Origin of the sequence: Kitasatospora sp. NPDC093102 (assembly GCF_040683915.1) — a bacterium.
In the GTDB taxonomy this organism is placed as follows: Bacteria; Actinomycetota; Actinomycetes; order Streptomycetales; family Streptomycetaceae; genus Kitasatospora.
Map to the genome: position 1 here is coordinate 198,085 of NZ_JBFBFA010000010.1, position 15,169 is coordinate 213,253.

The window sequence follows — 15,169 nt, forward strand, 5'->3', positions numbered from 1 at the left end:
GGAAACCGACTGTCAGCCCGGGCGCGCCCGCCCCTACCATGAGGCACACCACACCCGGCCGCCCGTCCGGCGGCCCGCCTCCGCGCCCGTTTCGGCGCCCTGAGGGCCGCGCGCCCCCGGGGCGGAGCGAACGGGGTCCGCACGAACGGGGTCCCCATGTCCAACCCCCCGCCACTGCTCGCCGAGGACCGCCCGGAGTACGAGCGCCTCCTCACGGAAGCCCTGCGCGACCGCACCGTCCTCACCGCCCTGCGCGCACCCGGCGCGCTCACCACCGACCAGCTGCGCATCCGCGCGCTGCGCGACGCCGACCGCGTCAACGCCGCGGCCGCCACCGAGTACGCGCACTACACCCGGCTGCGCGAGAACCTGCACAGCACGCCCCCGACCCCGCCGACCGGCAGCGAACCCGCCGCCCCCGGGCTGCTCGCCCAGCTGCGCTCCGCCAACGGCGGCGCCGGACTGTTCCCCGTCCTCACCGTGCTCACCCCGATCCTGGCCTGGACCGCCGCCCTGTTCCTCCTGCTGATCGGCTACCTGCTGCGCGCCACCAACCCGGACCTCGCCCTCGCCCGGTCCCTGGTCACGGCCGGCTGGGTGGCGCTCGCCGCCGGGGTCGCCGCGATGGCCATCGGCATCATCGGGCTGCTGCTCACCGCCCTGCGCGACGGCACCGCGACCACCCCGGCCGGCACCGACCCGGAGCTCGCCACCGAACTCGCCGACGCCCACGGCGAGTGGCGCACCGCGCTGCGCGAGCGCGGACTCGTCCCGTACCTGCTCGACACGCTGCCACCGGTGCCGGGCCCGGCGGCCCGGCCCGACCACGGTGGCCCCGACTTCAGCAGCCCCGGCTACACCTCACCCGCGTTCACCAGCCCCGGCCCCGAGGGACCGACCGGCCCCGAGGGCCGCACCGCCCGCCCGGCCTTCACCCCGCCCGACTTCACCGGGCCCGGGTACACACCGCCCGACTTCACCGGGCCCGACGAGGTCGGCTGAGCCCTCCGTTCCCCGGGCACCGAGGCCGCTTCCGGGGGACATCCCCACCCCCGGTCCGGGTGCGGCCACCATCGCTCCGGGACTCCACTGCCCGCCAGGCTGGAACCCACACGTGGAGAACGACCGGGGGAGACCAGCGTTGAACACCGGACCCGTCCGACCGTCCCGCACCGGACCGGCGCTGCCGCTGGTCACCGTCCTGCTGGCGGTGCTGCTGGGGCTGCTCCCCACCGCGGCGCCGGCGAGCGCCGTGCCCGTCGACGCCGCGCCCGTGAACATCACAGCCGCGAGCGCCTCGCCCGCTCCGGGCGATCCGGTCCCCAGCCCGGTCGACTTCACCGGTGCCGGCGGCACCGCCCTGCACGGCCTGGTGCTGGCCGCACCCGCCGTGCCGGCCGGCACCCGTGGCCCCGGACTGGTCATGATCCCCGGGGCCGGCCCGGGCCCGCTGACCGAGCTGCGGGCCGCCGCCGAGTCGTACGCGCGGCACGGCGTCACCACGCTGATCTTCGACAAGCGCACCGACGGCTACTCGATGACCCACCGGGACTACGGGCAGCTGGCCGACGACGCCCTGGCCGCCGTCCGGCTGCTGCGCACCCGGCCCGAAGTCGCGCCGGACCGCGTCGGCCTGTGGGGCCTGTCCGAGGGCGCCTGGGCGGCCTCGCTCGCCGCCACCCGCTCCACCGACGTGACGTACCTGGTCACCGTCGGCGCGGTCGGCCTCACCCCGGCCCGCCAGCAGGCCTGGGCGTACCGGGGCTACCTGCGCCACGCCGGCGTCTCCGGCTCGCTGCTCACCGCGCTCTCGGACACCTCCGTCCGGCAGCTCACGGCCGCCGGGCTCTTCCCGGAGGCCGACTACGACCCGGTGCCGGTGTGGGAACGGGTCCGGCAGCCGGTCCTGGCCGAGTGGGGCACGCTCGACCGCGAGGCCGCCCCCGAGGAGAGCGCGACGATCATCCGCCAGGCCCTCGACCGCGGCGGCAACACCCACTACACGCTGCGCACCGTCCCCGGCGTCCGCCACAACCTGCACCTGACCCGGGACGACGGCTACGACCGGCCCGACCGCCTCCCGGCGGACTACGCCGACACCGAGTCCGCCTGGATCCAACGGCTCGCCACCGGCCTCCCCGAGGCCTCCGTCGACCCGGCCCCGCCCCAGGACGCCCGCAGCCGCGCACTCGACCCGCTCCCCTGGTACGAGTCCACCTGGTTCGAGGCCGTCGCCACCCTGCTCTGCCTGACCGGCTTCGCGGGGTACGCGCTGACCGGCGCCGTCCGCCGCCTGCGCCACCGGCCGCGCCCCGCCGCCCTGCCCCGGGCCGCCCGCTGGGCCGCCCTCGCCGGAACGGCCGCCGTCCTGGGCGGACTCGGCTACCTGCTCTTCCTGACGGTCACCGCCGCGATGTTCCCCGGCCCGGTCCTGTTCGGCCGCCCGGTGGTCTGGCTGGCCGTCCAGCTGCTCGCGCTGTTCGCGCTCGGGGCGGCCGCCGTCGCCGCGGCCGGCGCCCGGCGGGAGCGGGCCGCCCTGGCCGCCGCCTCCGCGGCCGACCGGGCCCGGCTGGGCGCCCTGCTGCTGGCCGGGGCGGTATTCCTGCCCTGGGCCCTGTCCTGGGGACTGCTGCTGCCCTGACCCGCCCCCATCCGGCGGACGACGGCCCGCTCCCCCGCCCGGGGGAACGGGCCGGCCCGGGTTCAGCCCCGGTGAGGACGCCCCCGCCGGCGCGCTCCGGGAGGGTCGGAGCCGGTGGCGGACGGACGGCGTCCGCCCGGGCCGGGAGGCGGAACCATGGGCGCACGGACGATCGCCGCACGACTGCACGGCACACCCGCACCGGGCGTGCCCCGCTGGGCGGTGCGGACCGGGTACGCGATCACCCTGGCGGTCCTGCCCTCCTGCCTCTGGCGGATCGGCGGCTTCATCCTCGGACTGCCGCTGCTCGACCACGGCCCGACGCCCCCGGAGCAGGACCCCGCCTCGTTCGACGGCGGCTGGGGGTACATCCTCGCGCTCAGCGTGGTCAGCGAGGCGCTGGCCTTCCTCTGCTTCGGCCTGGTCGCCCGCTGGGGCGAGGTGTGGCCGCGCTGGATCCCGGGCCTCGGCGGCCGCCCGGTCCCGGTGCTCGCCGCCGTGGTCCCGGCCGGGCTCGGCTCGGCGGTGCTGATGGTCTTCCCGTACGCGATGGTGATGTTCTCGCTCGGCCTGACCATCCGGGGCGACGAGGGCGGGGTCATCACCCACGGCTGGCAGACCCTCGTGTTCTGGATCGGGTACCTGCCGCTGGCCGCCTGGGGACCGCTGCTCGCCGTGCTCACCGTGCACTACTACCGCCGGCGCAGGGCGGGTTGAGCCGTCCCGGCTCAGAAGCCGGTCGGCAGGCGGGGCGTGTACGGGGCCTCCAGGGCCGCCGCCTCGGCGTCGGTGAGGCCGAGGCGCAGGGCGGCCGCCGCGTCGTCCAGGTGGCCCAGGCGGGTGGCGCCGACGATCGGGGCGGCGACCACCGGGTTGCGCAGCACCCAGGCGAGCGCGACCTGCGCCATCGGGACGCCCCGGGCCCCGGCGACGTGCTGGACGGCGTCCACGATCGGGCGGTCGACGTCCGCGAAGAAGCGTCCGGCGACAGGGTCCCCGGCCGAGCGGGCGGTGCCCTGCCCGTACGGCCGGGCCAGCCGGCCCGAGGCCAGCGGGCACCACACCAGACCGGCCACGCCCTGGTCGGCGAGGAACGGGAACATCTCCCGCTCCTCCTCGCGCTGCACCAGGCTGTACTGGTGCTGCATCGACACGAACTGCGGGCCGCCGGCCAGGGCCGCCGCGTGCCGCAGCTTCGCGAACCGCCAGGCCCACATCGAGGAGGCGCCGACGTACCGGACCTTCCCCGCCTCGACCACCTCGCACAGCGCCGCCACCGTCTCCTCGACCGGGGTCGCCGGGTCGAAGCGGTGCAGCTGGAAGAGGTCGATGTGGTCCGTGCCGAGGCGGGCCAGCGAGCCGTCCACCTGCTCCAGGATCGCCCGCCGGGACAGGCCGGAGCCGCCCGGACCGTCGTGCATCGGCAGGCCCGCCTTGGTCGCCAGGACGACGTCCTCGCGCCGGGTGTAGCGCCGCACCGCCCGGCCGACCAGCTCCTCCGAGGCGCCGCCGCCGTACACGTTGGCGGTGTCCCAGAGGGTGATGCCGAGCTCGACCGCCCGCCGGAACACCGGCGCGGCGGCCTCCTCGTCCAGCGCCCACGGGTTGTGCCCGCCGCCGCCCCCGCCGAAGCCCATGCAGCCGAGCGCGATCCGGCTGACCTCCAGGTCGGTGCCGGGCAGTTTCAGGTACTCCATCGTTCTTCCCCTTCCCCGGTTACGCCGGGTACGGCACGGCGGCCCGCGCGTTCTTCAACGCGCCCGCCCACCAGGACAGTTGGTCGAGCAGGACCTTGGCGCAGCCGGGCGCCTGCGGGTCGTTCGGGCGGCCGTCCGCCCAGGCGGTGAAGTAGTTCGGGAAGGCCAGGCCGTCCCGGATGGTCACCGCGTGCAGCTCGGTCAGCACGTTCTCCAGGTGCAGCACGGCGTGCCGGCCGCCGGCCGCGCCGCCGTAGCTGACGAAGGCCACCGGCTTGGCCGTCCACTGGGTGAAGTGCCAGTCGATCGCGGCCTTCAGCGAGGCCGGGTAGCTGTGGTTGTACTCGGGTGTGACGACAACGAAGGCGTCGGCACCCTCCAGGGCCTCGGTCAGCTTCGCCATCCCGGCCGGCCGCGGATAGCCTTCACCTGCGAACTTCGGTGAGGAGGCGGGGAGTTCGAGCGGCAGCTCGACCTCGGCGAGGTCCACCACCTCGACCTCGAAGCCCCCGTGCGCGGCGGCCTGCTCGGCCACCCACGAGGACACCACCGGACCGAACCGGCCCTCCCGGACGCTGCCGAGAATGATCACCAGCTTGTGCGTGTTCGTCTCCATGGCCACCACTCTCCGCCCGCCCCACGGCCGTAACCAGGCCGCGCTCAGGCTGGCCCCCGCAGGGCCACCCTCGGAGTGACGATCAGCCGTACGCTCGTCATATGGGCACACCACTGGGGGACTTCATCCGCGCGAAGCGCGACAGCATCCAGCCGGAGACGCTGGGCCTGCCCGACCACGGCCGCCGCCGCTCGCCCGGGCTGCGCCGCTCCGACCTGGCCGTCCGGGCCGGCATCAGCGTCGAGTACCTGACCCGGCTGGAACAGGGCCGCGACCGCAACCCCTCCACCCCCGTGGTCAACGCACTCGCCGACGCCCTCAGCCTCGACCCCGCCGAGCGCAACCACCTGCGCTACCTCACCAAGATCACCGGTGGCGCGTGCGCCGGCCGCACCCGGCCCGCCCCCGCCCCGCGCGAGCTGCGCCCCACCGTCCGCGAGACGCTGCGCCTGCTCGAACCCGGCGTCGCCGCCGTCACCAACCGCCTCGGCGACGTCCTCGCCCACACCAGCGGCTACGCGGCCGTCCTCGGCGCGGCCGGACTGCTCGACACCCCGGCGCCCAACCTCACCCGCTACGTCTTCACCGACCCGCGCGCCCGCACCCTGTTCGCCGACTGGGACGACATCGCCGACGAACAGGCCTTCGACCTCTGGCTCGGCCCCTCGGTCGAGTCCGCCGAGTGGCTGAGCACCGAACTCGCCCCGCTCGCCGGCCCCGACTTCACCCGCCGGCTCGGCAACCACCTCGTCCCCCGCCGCGGCCCGCTCCGCCTCCACCACCCGTCCGGCCCTGAACTCCGGCTCCACCGCGAGACGCTGGACCTCCCCGACGACTCCCAGCAGCTCCTCGTGCTGCTCCCTGCCGACGACGACACCGCCGCCCACCTCGACCGCCTGCTCGCCCCGGAGCGGCCCCGGCTGCGCGCCATCTCCTGAAGCACTCCGCCCCCCTCAGCCCGCCGCCACGACGCACGACGGGGTCGCCCCGCCGGCCCGCCCCTCGGCGACGTCCGCCGCCGCCCGGACGAAGGCGCGGACCCGGGCGGTGGTGTTGCTCTCCAGCCAGACCGGGCCCCGCTCGATCGGGGGCGCGTCGTGGATCGGCACGTACGCGACGTCCGGGCGCGGGTAGTAGCGGCGGGAGTGCTCGCCGACCGGAAGGACGCCGCGGCCCATCGCGACCAGGCTGAGCATCTCGGAGAAGGTGCCGCCGGACGGGCCCTTGGGCACCGGGCGCCCGGACGGGGTGTGGTCGGGGGTGCGGTCGCGCTTGAACGCCGCCGAGGTGACGGCCGGGTACTGCACCACCGGATGGTCGGCGAGCACCTCGACCGACACCGACCGCTCCGAGGCCAGCAGGTGCCCGGCGGCGACCGCGAGGACCCGCTGCTCGGTCAGCAGCACCGGCCCGCAGGCCATGCCGTCGAACGGGTAGGAGGCGATCAGGACGTCGATCGAGCCGTCCACCAGGCTCGCCCGGGAGTTGGAGAGCTGGACCTCGCGGACGTCCACCCGGCAGTCGGGGTGCCGCTCGCCGAACAGCGCGACCGCCTTGAGCAGCACCGGCGCCGTCCACTCCCCGAGGAACGCCACCCGCAGCTCCCCGGTCACTCCTCGGCTGGCGTCCTCCGCGCGCCGCAACGCCGCCGCCATCGCCTCCACCACCGGCGCCAGGTCGTCCGCCAACTGCCTCCCCACGGCGCTGAGTCGGACCGACCGGCTGGTGCGCTCGAACAGCGGGCCGCCGATCCGACGCTCCAGCTTCTTCACCACCTGGCTGACCCGCCCGGTGGTCAGGTGCAGCCGCTCGGCGGTCCGCCCGAAGTGCAGCTCCTCGGCGAGCGCGAGGAAGACCTCGACCTCCAGCCGCTCCAGCATCCGGCCCCACCCCTCGATCGTTGAATCCGGCTCAACGATCGTACGTCGACCACGCATTGATCCCCCGTCCGGACGGCGGGATCGTTGAACCCGTCACCAGCAGTCGCACCCGAGCGGAGCCGAACACCCATGCGCGTCGTAGCCTTCGACCACCTCGTCCTCAACGTCGCCGACGTCGAACGCTCGCTGGCCTTCTACTCCGGCCTGCTCGGCCTGGAGCCCGTCCGCGTCGACGAGTGGCGCGCCGGCCAGGTGTCCTTCCCGTCCGTCCGTGTCACCCCCGAGACCATCATCGACCTGGTCCACGGGCCCCGGCACGAGTCCAACGTCGACCACATCTGCCTCACCGTCGAGCCCCTCGACTGGCAGGAGGTCATCGACTCCGGCGTCTTCACCGTCCTCGAAGGCCCCGTCCCCCGCTACGGCGCCCGCGGCAACGCGACCTCCGTCTACGTCCTCGACCCGGACGGCAACACGGTCGAGCTCCGCTGGTACCCCCAGGACGCCGACAAGTGAGGGGTGCCGCCCCGAGCCCGCGGCCCGGGCCGGGACGGCACCCCTCGACCACCTGCGCGTGCCGGGTCAGTTCCGGCCGGCGAGGTGCTCGACCAGCCGGTCGAAGCTGGAGTTCAGCCCCGCCTCGGCCTCCGGGCCGCGGAACATCTCCGGCACCCCGGTCTGGTGCAGCACCACCCGGGTGCGGCCGTCACCGAGCTCGGTGAACGTGAGCGTGGACCGCATGCCCGAGCCCTCCTCCACCATCGTGAAGGACTCGCCGGCCCGGATCTCGGCGATCTCGGCCTTCAGCGGGTACCGCTCGCCGGTCGCGTCGACCACCATGGTGCTGTCGTAGCGCCCGCCCTCCTTCGCCTCGATGGTCACGGTCTCCAGCGGCACGTGGGTGCCGACCGGACCCCAGAAGCGGACGAACTGCTCCGGCTCGAAGTACGCCTCGAACGCGGTGGCCGGGGCACCCGGCAGCTCACGGGTGATGGTCAGCTCGCCCAGGTTCTCGGTCATCTCGGTGTCTCCTCCGTGGTCACGTGATCGCTTGCACAGGGGTAGACCGCGGCCGCCCCGAAAACTCATCGCTCCCCGCGAAAATTTTTCGACCGACCTTCCCCACCACCGACGACCGCCCCACCCCGGGCCGGCGGACCGGCCCGGAACGGCACGCCAGTCGGCCGACGGGAGGTGGACCCGGTTGCCGTGCTCCGCGAACTCCGCGGGGGGGGCCGGACGCGGTTACTTCTTCGGTGTCAGGCAGAGCACGAACTTCTCGTTGTCCATCTGCTGAGCGAGTGCATCGAAGCCGTCGCCACAAGCGTTCACGTCGAAGGTGTCCTCGACGACCTTCGACACCGTGTGAGTGGCCTTGCTGTTGTCGCAGCCGACCGTATCGACCGACGGGTGATCGCCGCTTCCGGTGACCTGCACGCAGTCGCCGACCTTGGCACGCACCGGCCCGTTCATCGCGTCCTTGACAGCGACCTTGACGATCGCCACAACGACGATCAGCACGAGCGTGCCGAGCACCGAGAGCATCTTCTTGCGCTTGCTCTTCTTGGGCGCCGGTGCCGTGGCCTGCACGGCCTCGGCGTACGGGAACGGAGTCGCGGCAACCGCCTCGGGCGACGACGGGGCCTGGGGGCTCTGCGGGGTGGTCATGAAATCCTCTGATACGCGTGACGTAGCGGGTAGTGCGGCGCACCCTATCGGCGCCCGCCTTGCGCATTTCCGACAACCACGGCGATATCAACCCGCGCGTGATTCAAGTGAAATGTAAAAAGTAGATAATGAGTTGAGGCATCGACACCACGACCCCCCGGCAAGTCGTCACTGGCTCCGGCTGGCTCCGGACACGGAGGTGGTCGGCCACGGCCAGGAACAGGAAGAAGTTGGGGATCCCGGCGACCGGCCGCCCGAAGCTCTCCCAGCCCTTCGGAAGCCGCCAGGGCCATGACCTCGCCAGGTAGCGGCTCCTGAAGCCGGCAGGACTGAGCGTGTCGCACTGGTGCCTCTTTCATCACGAAGGAAACCGCAGCTCGGGTGAGCCACCGGATGCCAGCGGGAGCCGTCTCCCAGCGCGGCGTAGCGTGAAAGGTGGCCGACCAGGGACCGTCGGCGAAGTGCGCCGGTCGTTCCGCCGGCAGGGCGGGGCCCATGGCAGGAGCGGCGCAATGAGCAAACAGACGGTTGAAGAGTTGACGGGCCGGGTGCACGGTGCGGTGGTCAGTGCCGGCGACGAGGAATATGACGAGGCCCGCAGGGTCTACAACGCCATGATCGACCGGAAGCCCGCCGTGATCGTGCGGTGCGCCAACGCGGGCGATGTCATGGCCGTGGTGGACTTCGCCCGGGAGAACCTGCTCGACCTGGCGGTCCGCGGCGGGTCGCACAGCGCCCCGGGGTACGGGACCTGCGACGACGGCGTGGTGGCCGATCTCGGCGGAATGCGCGGTGTCCGGGTGGACCCGCAACGGCGGACGGCCCGGGTCGAGGGCGGGGCCACCCTGGCGGACCTCAATGCGGCGACCTACCCCTTCGGCCTGGCCGTCACCGGCGGGATCATCTCCACCACCGGGGTCGGCGGGCTCACCCTCGGCGGCGGCTTCGGGTACCTGGCGCGCAGCCTGGGCCTGACCTGCGACAACCTGCTCTCCGCCGACCTGGTGACGGCCGACGGCCGGTTCCTGGTCGTCGACGAACAGAGCCACCCCGACCTGTTCTGGGCGCTGCGCGGCGGGGGCGGCAACTTCGGCGTGGTGACCTCCTTCGAGTACCGGCTCTCCCCGGTCAAGGACGTCTATGCCGGGCTGATCCTCCACGAGCCGGGGCACACCGCCGAGATCATGCGGTTCTACCGCGATGCCATCGTCGACGCCCCCGAGCAGCTGAGCGTCTTTCCCGGCTTCCAGATCGCACCCCCACTGCCGTTCATCCCGGCGGACCGGCACGGTGACACCTTCGCGATCCTGGTCGTCTGCTGGAGCGGCGTGATGGAGGAGGCCGAGCGGGCTGTGCGGCCGTACCGCGAGGTGGCGCCGAAGGTCGCCGAGATGGTCGGCCCGATGCCGTACCCGGCACTGGTCGGCATGTTCGACGCGCTGCTGCCGCCCGGGCTGCACCAGTACTGGAAGGGCGCGTTCGCCACCGAGCTCACCGACGAGGCGATCGCCGCACACGTCGAGTACGGTCCGCGGGTGCCGACGGTCAATTCGGCCTGCCACGTCTATCCGCTCAACGGCGCCGTCCACCGGGTCGCCCCCGATGCCACGGCCTTCTCCTACCGCGACGCCAACTTCGCCACCGTGATCGTCGGCGCCTGGCCCGACCCGGCCGACTCCGAGGCCGGCATCGCATGGGTGCGCGACTACTACGCGGCCCTCGAACCCCACTCCGCTGCCGGCGGCTACGTCAACTTCGTCAGTGCCGACGACCAGCACCGGGTCACCGCCGACTACCGCGACAACTACGCCCGCCTGGTCGCCGTCAAGCAGACCTACGACCCCGGCAACCTCTTCCACGTCAACCACAACATCCGCCCTGAGATCACGAGCGGCGTGGCCGGATGACGACGGCTGCCGAGACGGCGAAGCGCCGACCCAGCGCGTGGAGCACGGGGCCGGCGCTTCCGGCTGTCAGTCGGCCAGCGGGAGGTAGACCTTGTTGCCCTGGGCCTTGAACTCCTCGGACATGGCCTTCATGCCCTCGACGGCCTCCTCGTCGTACTCCGGCGAGGCCGCGCCGCTGCCGAACTTCTCGTTGATGGATTTGCTGATCTTCATCGAGCAGAACTTCGGGCCGCACATCGAGCAGAAGTGCGCGGTCTTGGCGGGCTCGGCGGGGAGGGTCTCGTCGTGGAAGTCGCGGGCGGTCTCCGGGTCGAGGGCCAGGTTGAACTGGTCCTCCCAGCGGAACTCGAAGCGGGCGTCGGAGAGGGCGTCGTCCCAGGCCTGGGCGCCGGGGTGGCCCTTGGCCAGGTCGGCGGCGTGGGCGGCGATCTTGTAGGTGATCACGCCGGTCTTGACGTCGTCGCGGTTGGGCAGGCCCAGGTGCTCCTTGGGGGTCACGTAGCAGAGCATCGCGGTGCCCCACCAGGCGATCATCGCGGCGCCGATGCCCGAGGTGATGTGGTCGTAGCCGGGGGCGACGTCCGTGGTCAGCGGGCCGAGGGTGTAGAACGGCGCCTCGTCGCAGATCTCCTTCTGGAGATCCATGTTCTCCCTGATCCTGTTCATCGGGACGTGGCCCGGGCCCTCGATCATCACCTGGACGTCCCGCTCGCGGGCGATCCGGCCGAGCTCGCCGAGGGTCTTCAGTTCGGCGAACTGCGCCTCGTCGTTGGCGTCCGCGATCGAGCCCGGGCGCAGGCCGTCGCCGAGCGAGAAGGTGACGTCGTAGGAGGCGAGGATGTCGCAGAGCTCCTCGAAGTTGGTGTGGAGGAAGTTCTCCTGGTGGTGGGCCAGGCACCAGGCCGCCATGATCGAGCCGCCGCGCGAGACGATGCCGGTCTTGCGGCGGGCGGTGAGCGGGACGTAGCGCAGCAGCACGCCGGCGTGGACGGTCATGTAGTCGACGCCCTGCTCGCACTGCTCGATGATCGTGTCCCGGTAGACCTCCCAGCTCAGCTCCTCGGCCTTGCCGTCCACCTTCTCCAGGGCCTGGTAGAGCGGCACGGTGCCGATCGGCACCGGGGAGTTGCGCAGGATCCACTCGCGGGTGGTGTGGATGTTGCGGCCGGTGGAGAGGTCCATGACGGTGTCGGCGCCCCAGCGGGTGGCCCAGGTCATCTTCTCCACCTCCTCCTCGATCGAGGAGGTGACGGCCGAGTTGCCGATGTTGGCGTTGATCTTCACCAGGAAGTTGGTGCCGATGACGGCCGGCTCCACCTCCGGGTGGTTCACGTTGACCGGGATGACGGCCCGGCCGCGGGCCACCTCGGCGCGCACGAACTCGGGCGCGAGGCCCTCGCGCAGCGCCACGAACTCCATCTCCGGCGTCACCACGCCCCGCTTGGCGTAGGCGAGTTGGGTGACGGCGGCACCGGCGCGACCGCGCAGCGGGCGACGCGGGCGGCCGGGGAAGACGGCGTCCAGGTTGCGCAGGTTCCCGCCGCGCGGCGAGGTGTGCTTGATCCCGTCGTCCTCGGGACGCGGCTCGCGGCCGTCGTACTCCTCGACGTCGCCGCGCTGGCGGATCCAGGCGTCCCGCAGCGCGGGCAGGCCGCGCCGCACGTCGGGCTCGTAGGACGGGTCGGTGTACGGGCCGGAGGTGTCGTACAGCGGGACGGACCTGCCGTTGGTGAGCTGCACCTCGCGGTACGGAACGCGCAGGTCGGGGCGCGATCCCTCGCGGTAGGCCTTGCGCCAGGCCGGGGTCGGGTAGCCCGTGCGCTCGCTGCTGGGGGCGCCCTGGGCAGACTGCGGCTGTGCTTCGAACGTGGTCATCTGACCTCTACTCCCTACGCCGGCATTACCCGGTCAGGTTCCTGCGGTCGACGCAGCCGTCGGTCCGTCCGTCGACGTCCCGGTCAGCGTCCTCTCAGCCCGGTGCTCCGAGCTCCCGCGTCGCAGGCGGTGTTGCCTGCACACGACGCCCAACACGGTAGCGAGCGGATCGCCGCAGGTCCAGAGCACGCCACGGCCCGCCCGGCCGGCCGACGGCCCGCGGGAAACGCCCGAGGCCCGGCTCCTCCCTCACGGGGGGCCGGGCCTCAGGGCGGCGTTACGGGGTGACCGGTCAGCTCTTGGCGGCCTTCTTCACCAGGACCACCACGGCGGCCGCGATGCCGACCACCACCAGCAGCTTGATCACGATCGAGAGCAGTGCGCCGACGACGCCGAACACGAACGCGACGATGTTCCAGGCCAGCACCAGGACCAGTACCGGGATGACGATGTTGCGCACCCAGGAGGGCAGCGACTTCCAGAGCTCAGCCATGTCGGTTCCTCTTCTCCCCTCGGGTCGGCCGCCGTCCGGTGCCGCATCCCGCTTGCTTTCGGTACTTCGATCGTACGGTGGCGTGAGAGCCGGAACGAGGCCCAACGGCCCGGAGAGAACCCCGAGATCACCCCGATTCCGGCCCCCCGGGTGACCCCCGAGAAGTCGACGCCGTCGCCGGCCCGGCCGGCTCCCGCGTCACGGACCGACCCGCCACCGCCCGCCCGTCGTCCGGGCTCCCGGGGACGGCCGGACGGGCCCGCACGGCTCAGACCGGCCAGCGCTCGCCGCGCCAGGCGGCGTCCCAGAACATCCACTCGTAGCGCGAGGTGGTCACGAAGTGTTCGACCACCTTGCGGCGTTCGGCCGCGGACAGCTCCCCGCCCAGCCGGTCGGTGAGCGCCAGCACCCGGCGGACCACCGACTGGAAGGCCTCGTCGCCGTAGGTGGCGATCCACTTGGCGTACAGCGGGTCGGGCGAGCCCTGGGCGAGCAGCGCCTCGCCGACCCGGGCGTAGATCCAGTAGCAGGGCAGCACCGCGCCGACCGCCTCGGCGAAGGATCCGCCGTAGACGGTGGCCAGCAGGTAGCTGGTGTAGGCCCGGGTGGTGGGCAGCACCGGCTCGGCGGCGGCCTCCTCGGCGCTGCCGCCGAAGGCGGTCAGGAACTCGGCGTGCATGCCCTGCTCGGCGGCCAGCGCGCCGACCGCGTCGTCGGCGAAGGCCCGGACGTCCTCCTCGCCGGGCGCCTTGGCCGCGCAGACGGCGAGCGCGCGGGCGTAGTCGCGCAGGTAGTGCGAGTCCTGGACGACGAAGTGGCGGAAGGCCCCGCGCGGCAGGGTGCCGTCGGTGAGCCCGGCCAGGAAGGGGTGGGCGAGGATCTCGGCGTACACCGGCTCGATGGCCGCCCAGAGTTCTTCGGTCAGCGTCTTGGTGCTCATGACGCCGACCCTATGACGCCGACCCCGACCACCGGGGGGCTCAGTCCTCCGGAGGGGAGAACACCACCAGCACCCGCAGCTCCTCGGTGACGTGGTGGAACCGGTGCGGGGTGCCGGCCGGCACGTACACCACGGTGCCCCGCGCGACCGTCGCGGTCTCGGCGCCGACGGTCAGCTCGGCCCGGCCGCTGATCACCTGGTAGATCTCGTCCTGGTCGTGCGCGGTCTGGGTGTCGGTGTCACCGGGGGCGAGCGCGTACAGCCCGGCGGACATCCGCGGCTCGCGCAGGAACCGCAGGTACGCACCGTCGTTGGCCGCCCGTTCGGCGTCCAGTTCGTCCAGCCGGAAGAGCTTCACCGTGCCGTCCTCCCTCGTCCTCGGGCCCGTCCGTCCACCTCCGCGCCCCGGCGCATTCAACACCACCCCGCCGCATGGTGGTTCCGCCGGGACCGGGGTTGCTGTCAGGCTTGGGCGGCATGAAGGGTTTCGTCATCAAGACACTGATCAACGCGGCGGCCATCTGGGTCGCCGCCTGGATAGTCAGCGGCATCCGGCTGGCCCAGGGCACGGCGGACTGGCAGCACAAGGCGCTGACGGTGCTCGGCGTCGCCGTCGTCTTCGGCGTGGTGAACTGGCTGATCAAGCCGGTGGTCAAGCTGTTCTCGTTCCCGCTGTTCATCCTCACGCTGGGCCTGATCACCTTCGTGATCAACGCCCTGATGCTCATGCTCACCTCCTGGGCCTCCGGGAAAATGAACCTGGACTTCCATGTGGTCAACTTCGGTGCCGCACTGGTCGGTTCGCTGATCATCAGCCTGGTCTCGTGGGGCCTGCACCTGGCCCTGGACGACGACTGACCGGTGTCGCGAGGACAGCCGAAAGGGGCCCGCACCCGGGTGTTCCACCGGGTACGGGCCCCTTCGCCGTGCCTTGTGCGGGCTGCCGCCGCCGGAGTGCTCACCCCGCGTTCTCACGCCCCTTGAGCAGGTCCGCGAGCTGGGCGTCGACGTCCCGCCCGGTGAACTCCTGCCCCATCGGCACCAGCCGGTCGGTCCGCACCAGGAACGCGATCAGCGGCGCGGACGAGGCGCGCAGCAGGGCGTCGCCGTCGGGGGAGCGCAGCACGATGCAGACCTCCGAGGGCTCCTCGCCGACCGGGCGGATGTGCACGTCGCCCTCGCCCGCCGGTCCGCCGATCCCGTCGAGCAGCAGCTCCCGCGCGAAGTACCAGGTGACCGGGGCGTCGCCGGGCAGGTGGAAGGTGAGCCGGACGGCGTACGGGTCGTCGGCCTCGTACACCAGGTCCACCAGGAGGCGGAAGGAGAGCTCGTGCGAGACCACGAGGTTCATCACCAGGTGACCCTGGACTGTGCTGTGCTGCATGGCGCCAGTACCTCTCGTTCTGCCCGCGCCGTCGGTTCGCTTGGTCCGATGGCGGCCGGACATGTTTT

17 protein-coding genes and 1 riboswitch are annotated in these 15,169 nt (G+C 72.7%); of the genes, 7 read left to right on the top strand and 10 right to left on the bottom strand.

Annotation, left to right across the window (positions count from 1 at the left end; translation table 11 throughout):
- Positions 1 to 156: 156 nt before the first annotated feature.
- From AB0O11_RS17160 to AB0O11_RS17170, 3 genes are all read left to right on the top strand, one after another.
- Complete coding sequence (locus AB0O11_RS17160) at positions 157 to 1,002, top strand: hypothetical protein (RefSeq protein WP_363386935.1); 846 nt, start codon at positions 157 to 159, stop codon at positions 1,000 to 1,002.
- Positions 1,003 to 1,141: 139 nt separating this feature from the next.
- On the top strand, positions 1,142 to 2,641 hold the full coding sequence (locus tag AB0O11_RS17165; RefSeq protein ID WP_363386938.1) for a prolyl oligopeptidase family serine peptidase: 1,500 nt from the start codon (positions 1,142 to 1,144) through the stop codon (positions 2,639 to 2,641).
- A 156-nt stretch (positions 2,642 to 2,797) separates the two neighbouring features.
- Positions 2,798 to 3,358, top strand: coding sequence for a hypothetical protein (locus AB0O11_RS17170; protein ID WP_363386941.1), 561 nt, complete (start codon positions 2,798 to 2,800; stop codon positions 3,356 to 3,358).
- 11 nt (positions 3,359 to 3,369) lie between these two features.
- On the opposite strand, the gene AB0O11_RS17175 is transcribed toward AB0O11_RS17170, so the two are convergent.
- Positions 3,370 to 4,338 (bottom strand): aldo/keto reductase, encoded by a 969-nt coding sequence (locus tag AB0O11_RS17175; protein ID WP_363386944.1) that lies wholly within the window; start codon positions 4,336 to 4,338, stop codon positions 3,370 to 3,372.
- A gap of 19 nt (positions 4,339 to 4,357) precedes the next feature.
- On the bottom strand, positions 4,358 to 4,954 hold the full coding sequence (locus AB0O11_RS17180) for an NAD(P)H-dependent oxidoreductase (protein WP_363386947.1): 597 nt from the start codon (positions 4,952 to 4,954) through the stop codon (positions 4,358 to 4,360).
- A 101-nt stretch (positions 4,955 to 5,055) separates the two neighbouring features.
- On the opposite strand from AB0O11_RS17180, the gene AB0O11_RS17185 reads away from it, so the two are divergent.
- Positions 5,056 to 5,892 carry a helix-turn-helix transcriptional regulator gene (locus AB0O11_RS17185; protein ID WP_363386950.1) on the top strand — a complete coding sequence of 279 codons (837 nt, stop codon included), beginning with the start codon at positions 5,056 to 5,058 and terminating at the stop codon, positions 5,890 to 5,892.
- A 15-nt stretch (positions 5,893 to 5,907) separates the two neighbouring features.
- Here the strand turns inward: AB0O11_RS17185 and AB0O11_RS17190 are convergent, their stop codons facing one another.
- Positions 5,908 to 6,834, bottom strand: coding sequence for a LysR family transcriptional regulator (locus AB0O11_RS17190; RefSeq protein ID WP_363386953.1), 927 nt, complete (start codon positions 6,832 to 6,834; stop codon positions 5,908 to 5,910).
- Between the two features lie 129 nt (positions 6,835 to 6,963).
- Between AB0O11_RS17190 and AB0O11_RS17195 the strand changes: the two genes are divergently transcribed.
- Complete coding sequence (locus AB0O11_RS17195) at positions 6,964 to 7,350, top strand: VOC family protein (protein ID WP_363386955.1); 387 nt, start codon at positions 6,964 to 6,966, stop codon at positions 7,348 to 7,350.
- A gap of 66 nt (positions 7,351 to 7,416) precedes the next feature.
- Here the strand turns inward: AB0O11_RS17195 and AB0O11_RS17200 are convergent, their stop codons facing one another.
- Together AB0O11_RS17200 and AB0O11_RS17205 are read right to left on the bottom strand one after the other, a co-directional pair.
- Complete coding sequence (locus tag AB0O11_RS17200) at positions 7,417 to 7,854, bottom strand: SRPBCC domain-containing protein (protein ID WP_363386958.1); 438 nt, start codon at positions 7,852 to 7,854, stop codon at positions 7,417 to 7,419.
- Between the two features lie 225 nt (positions 7,855 to 8,079).
- Positions 8,080 to 8,502, bottom strand: coding sequence for a hypothetical protein (locus AB0O11_RS17205; RefSeq protein WP_363386961.1), 423 nt, complete (start codon positions 8,500 to 8,502; stop codon positions 8,080 to 8,082).
- Positions 8,503 to 9,014: 512 nt separating this feature from the next.
- On the opposite strand from AB0O11_RS17205, the gene AB0O11_RS17210 reads away from it, so the two are divergent.
- On the top strand, positions 9,015 to 10,409 hold the full coding sequence (locus AB0O11_RS17210) for an FAD-binding oxidoreductase (RefSeq protein WP_363386964.1): 1,395 nt from the start codon (positions 9,015 to 9,017) through the stop codon (positions 10,407 to 10,409).
- 66 nt (positions 10,410 to 10,475) lie between these two features.
- On the opposite strand, the gene thiC is transcribed toward AB0O11_RS17210, so the two are convergent.
- The 4 genes from thiC to AB0O11_RS17230 form a co-directional block, all read right to left on the bottom strand.
- Entirely contained in the window at positions 10,476 to 12,284 is a 1,809-nt protein-coding gene (gene thiC / locus AB0O11_RS17215) for a phosphomethylpyrimidine synthase ThiC (RefSeq protein WP_363386967.1), read from the bottom strand.
- A riboswitch (TPP riboswitch) is annotated at positions 12,279 to 12,413 on the bottom strand. It overlaps the preceding gene by 6 nt.
- Positions 12,414 to 12,576: 163 nt before the next feature.
- Positions 12,577 to 12,777: a DUF5326 family protein gene (locus AB0O11_RS17220; RefSeq protein WP_049653234.1), complete on the bottom strand. Its 201-nt coding sequence runs from the start codon at positions 12,775 to 12,777 to the stop codon at positions 12,577 to 12,579.
- A 268-nt stretch (positions 12,778 to 13,045) separates the two neighbouring features.
- Positions 13,046 to 13,717, bottom strand: coding sequence for a thiaminase II (tenA, locus tag AB0O11_RS17225; RefSeq protein WP_363386970.1), 672 nt, complete (start codon positions 13,715 to 13,717; stop codon positions 13,046 to 13,048).
- Positions 13,718 to 13,757: 40 nt separating this feature from the next.
- The gene (locus AB0O11_RS17230) at positions 13,758 to 14,075 is read right to left on the bottom strand and encodes a cupin domain-containing protein (RefSeq protein WP_363386973.1); all 318 of its coding nucleotides are present in this window, start codon (positions 14,073 to 14,075) and stop codon (positions 13,758 to 13,760) included.
- 119 nt (positions 14,076 to 14,194) lie between these two features.
- Between AB0O11_RS17230 and AB0O11_RS17235 the strand changes: the two genes are divergently transcribed.
- Positions 14,195 to 14,575 carry a phage holin family protein gene (locus AB0O11_RS17235; protein WP_363386976.1) on the top strand — a complete coding sequence of 127 codons (381 nt, stop codon included), beginning with the start codon at positions 14,195 to 14,197 and terminating at the stop codon, positions 14,573 to 14,575.
- A 100-nt stretch (positions 14,576 to 14,675) separates the two neighbouring features.
- On the opposite strand, the gene AB0O11_RS17240 is transcribed toward AB0O11_RS17235, so the two are convergent.
- Positions 14,676 to 15,101: an SsgA family sporulation/cell division regulator gene (locus AB0O11_RS17240; protein WP_363386979.1), complete on the bottom strand. Its 426-nt coding sequence runs from the start codon at positions 15,099 to 15,101 to the stop codon at positions 14,676 to 14,678.
- Between the last annotated feature and the right edge of the window lie 68 nt (positions 15,102 to 15,169).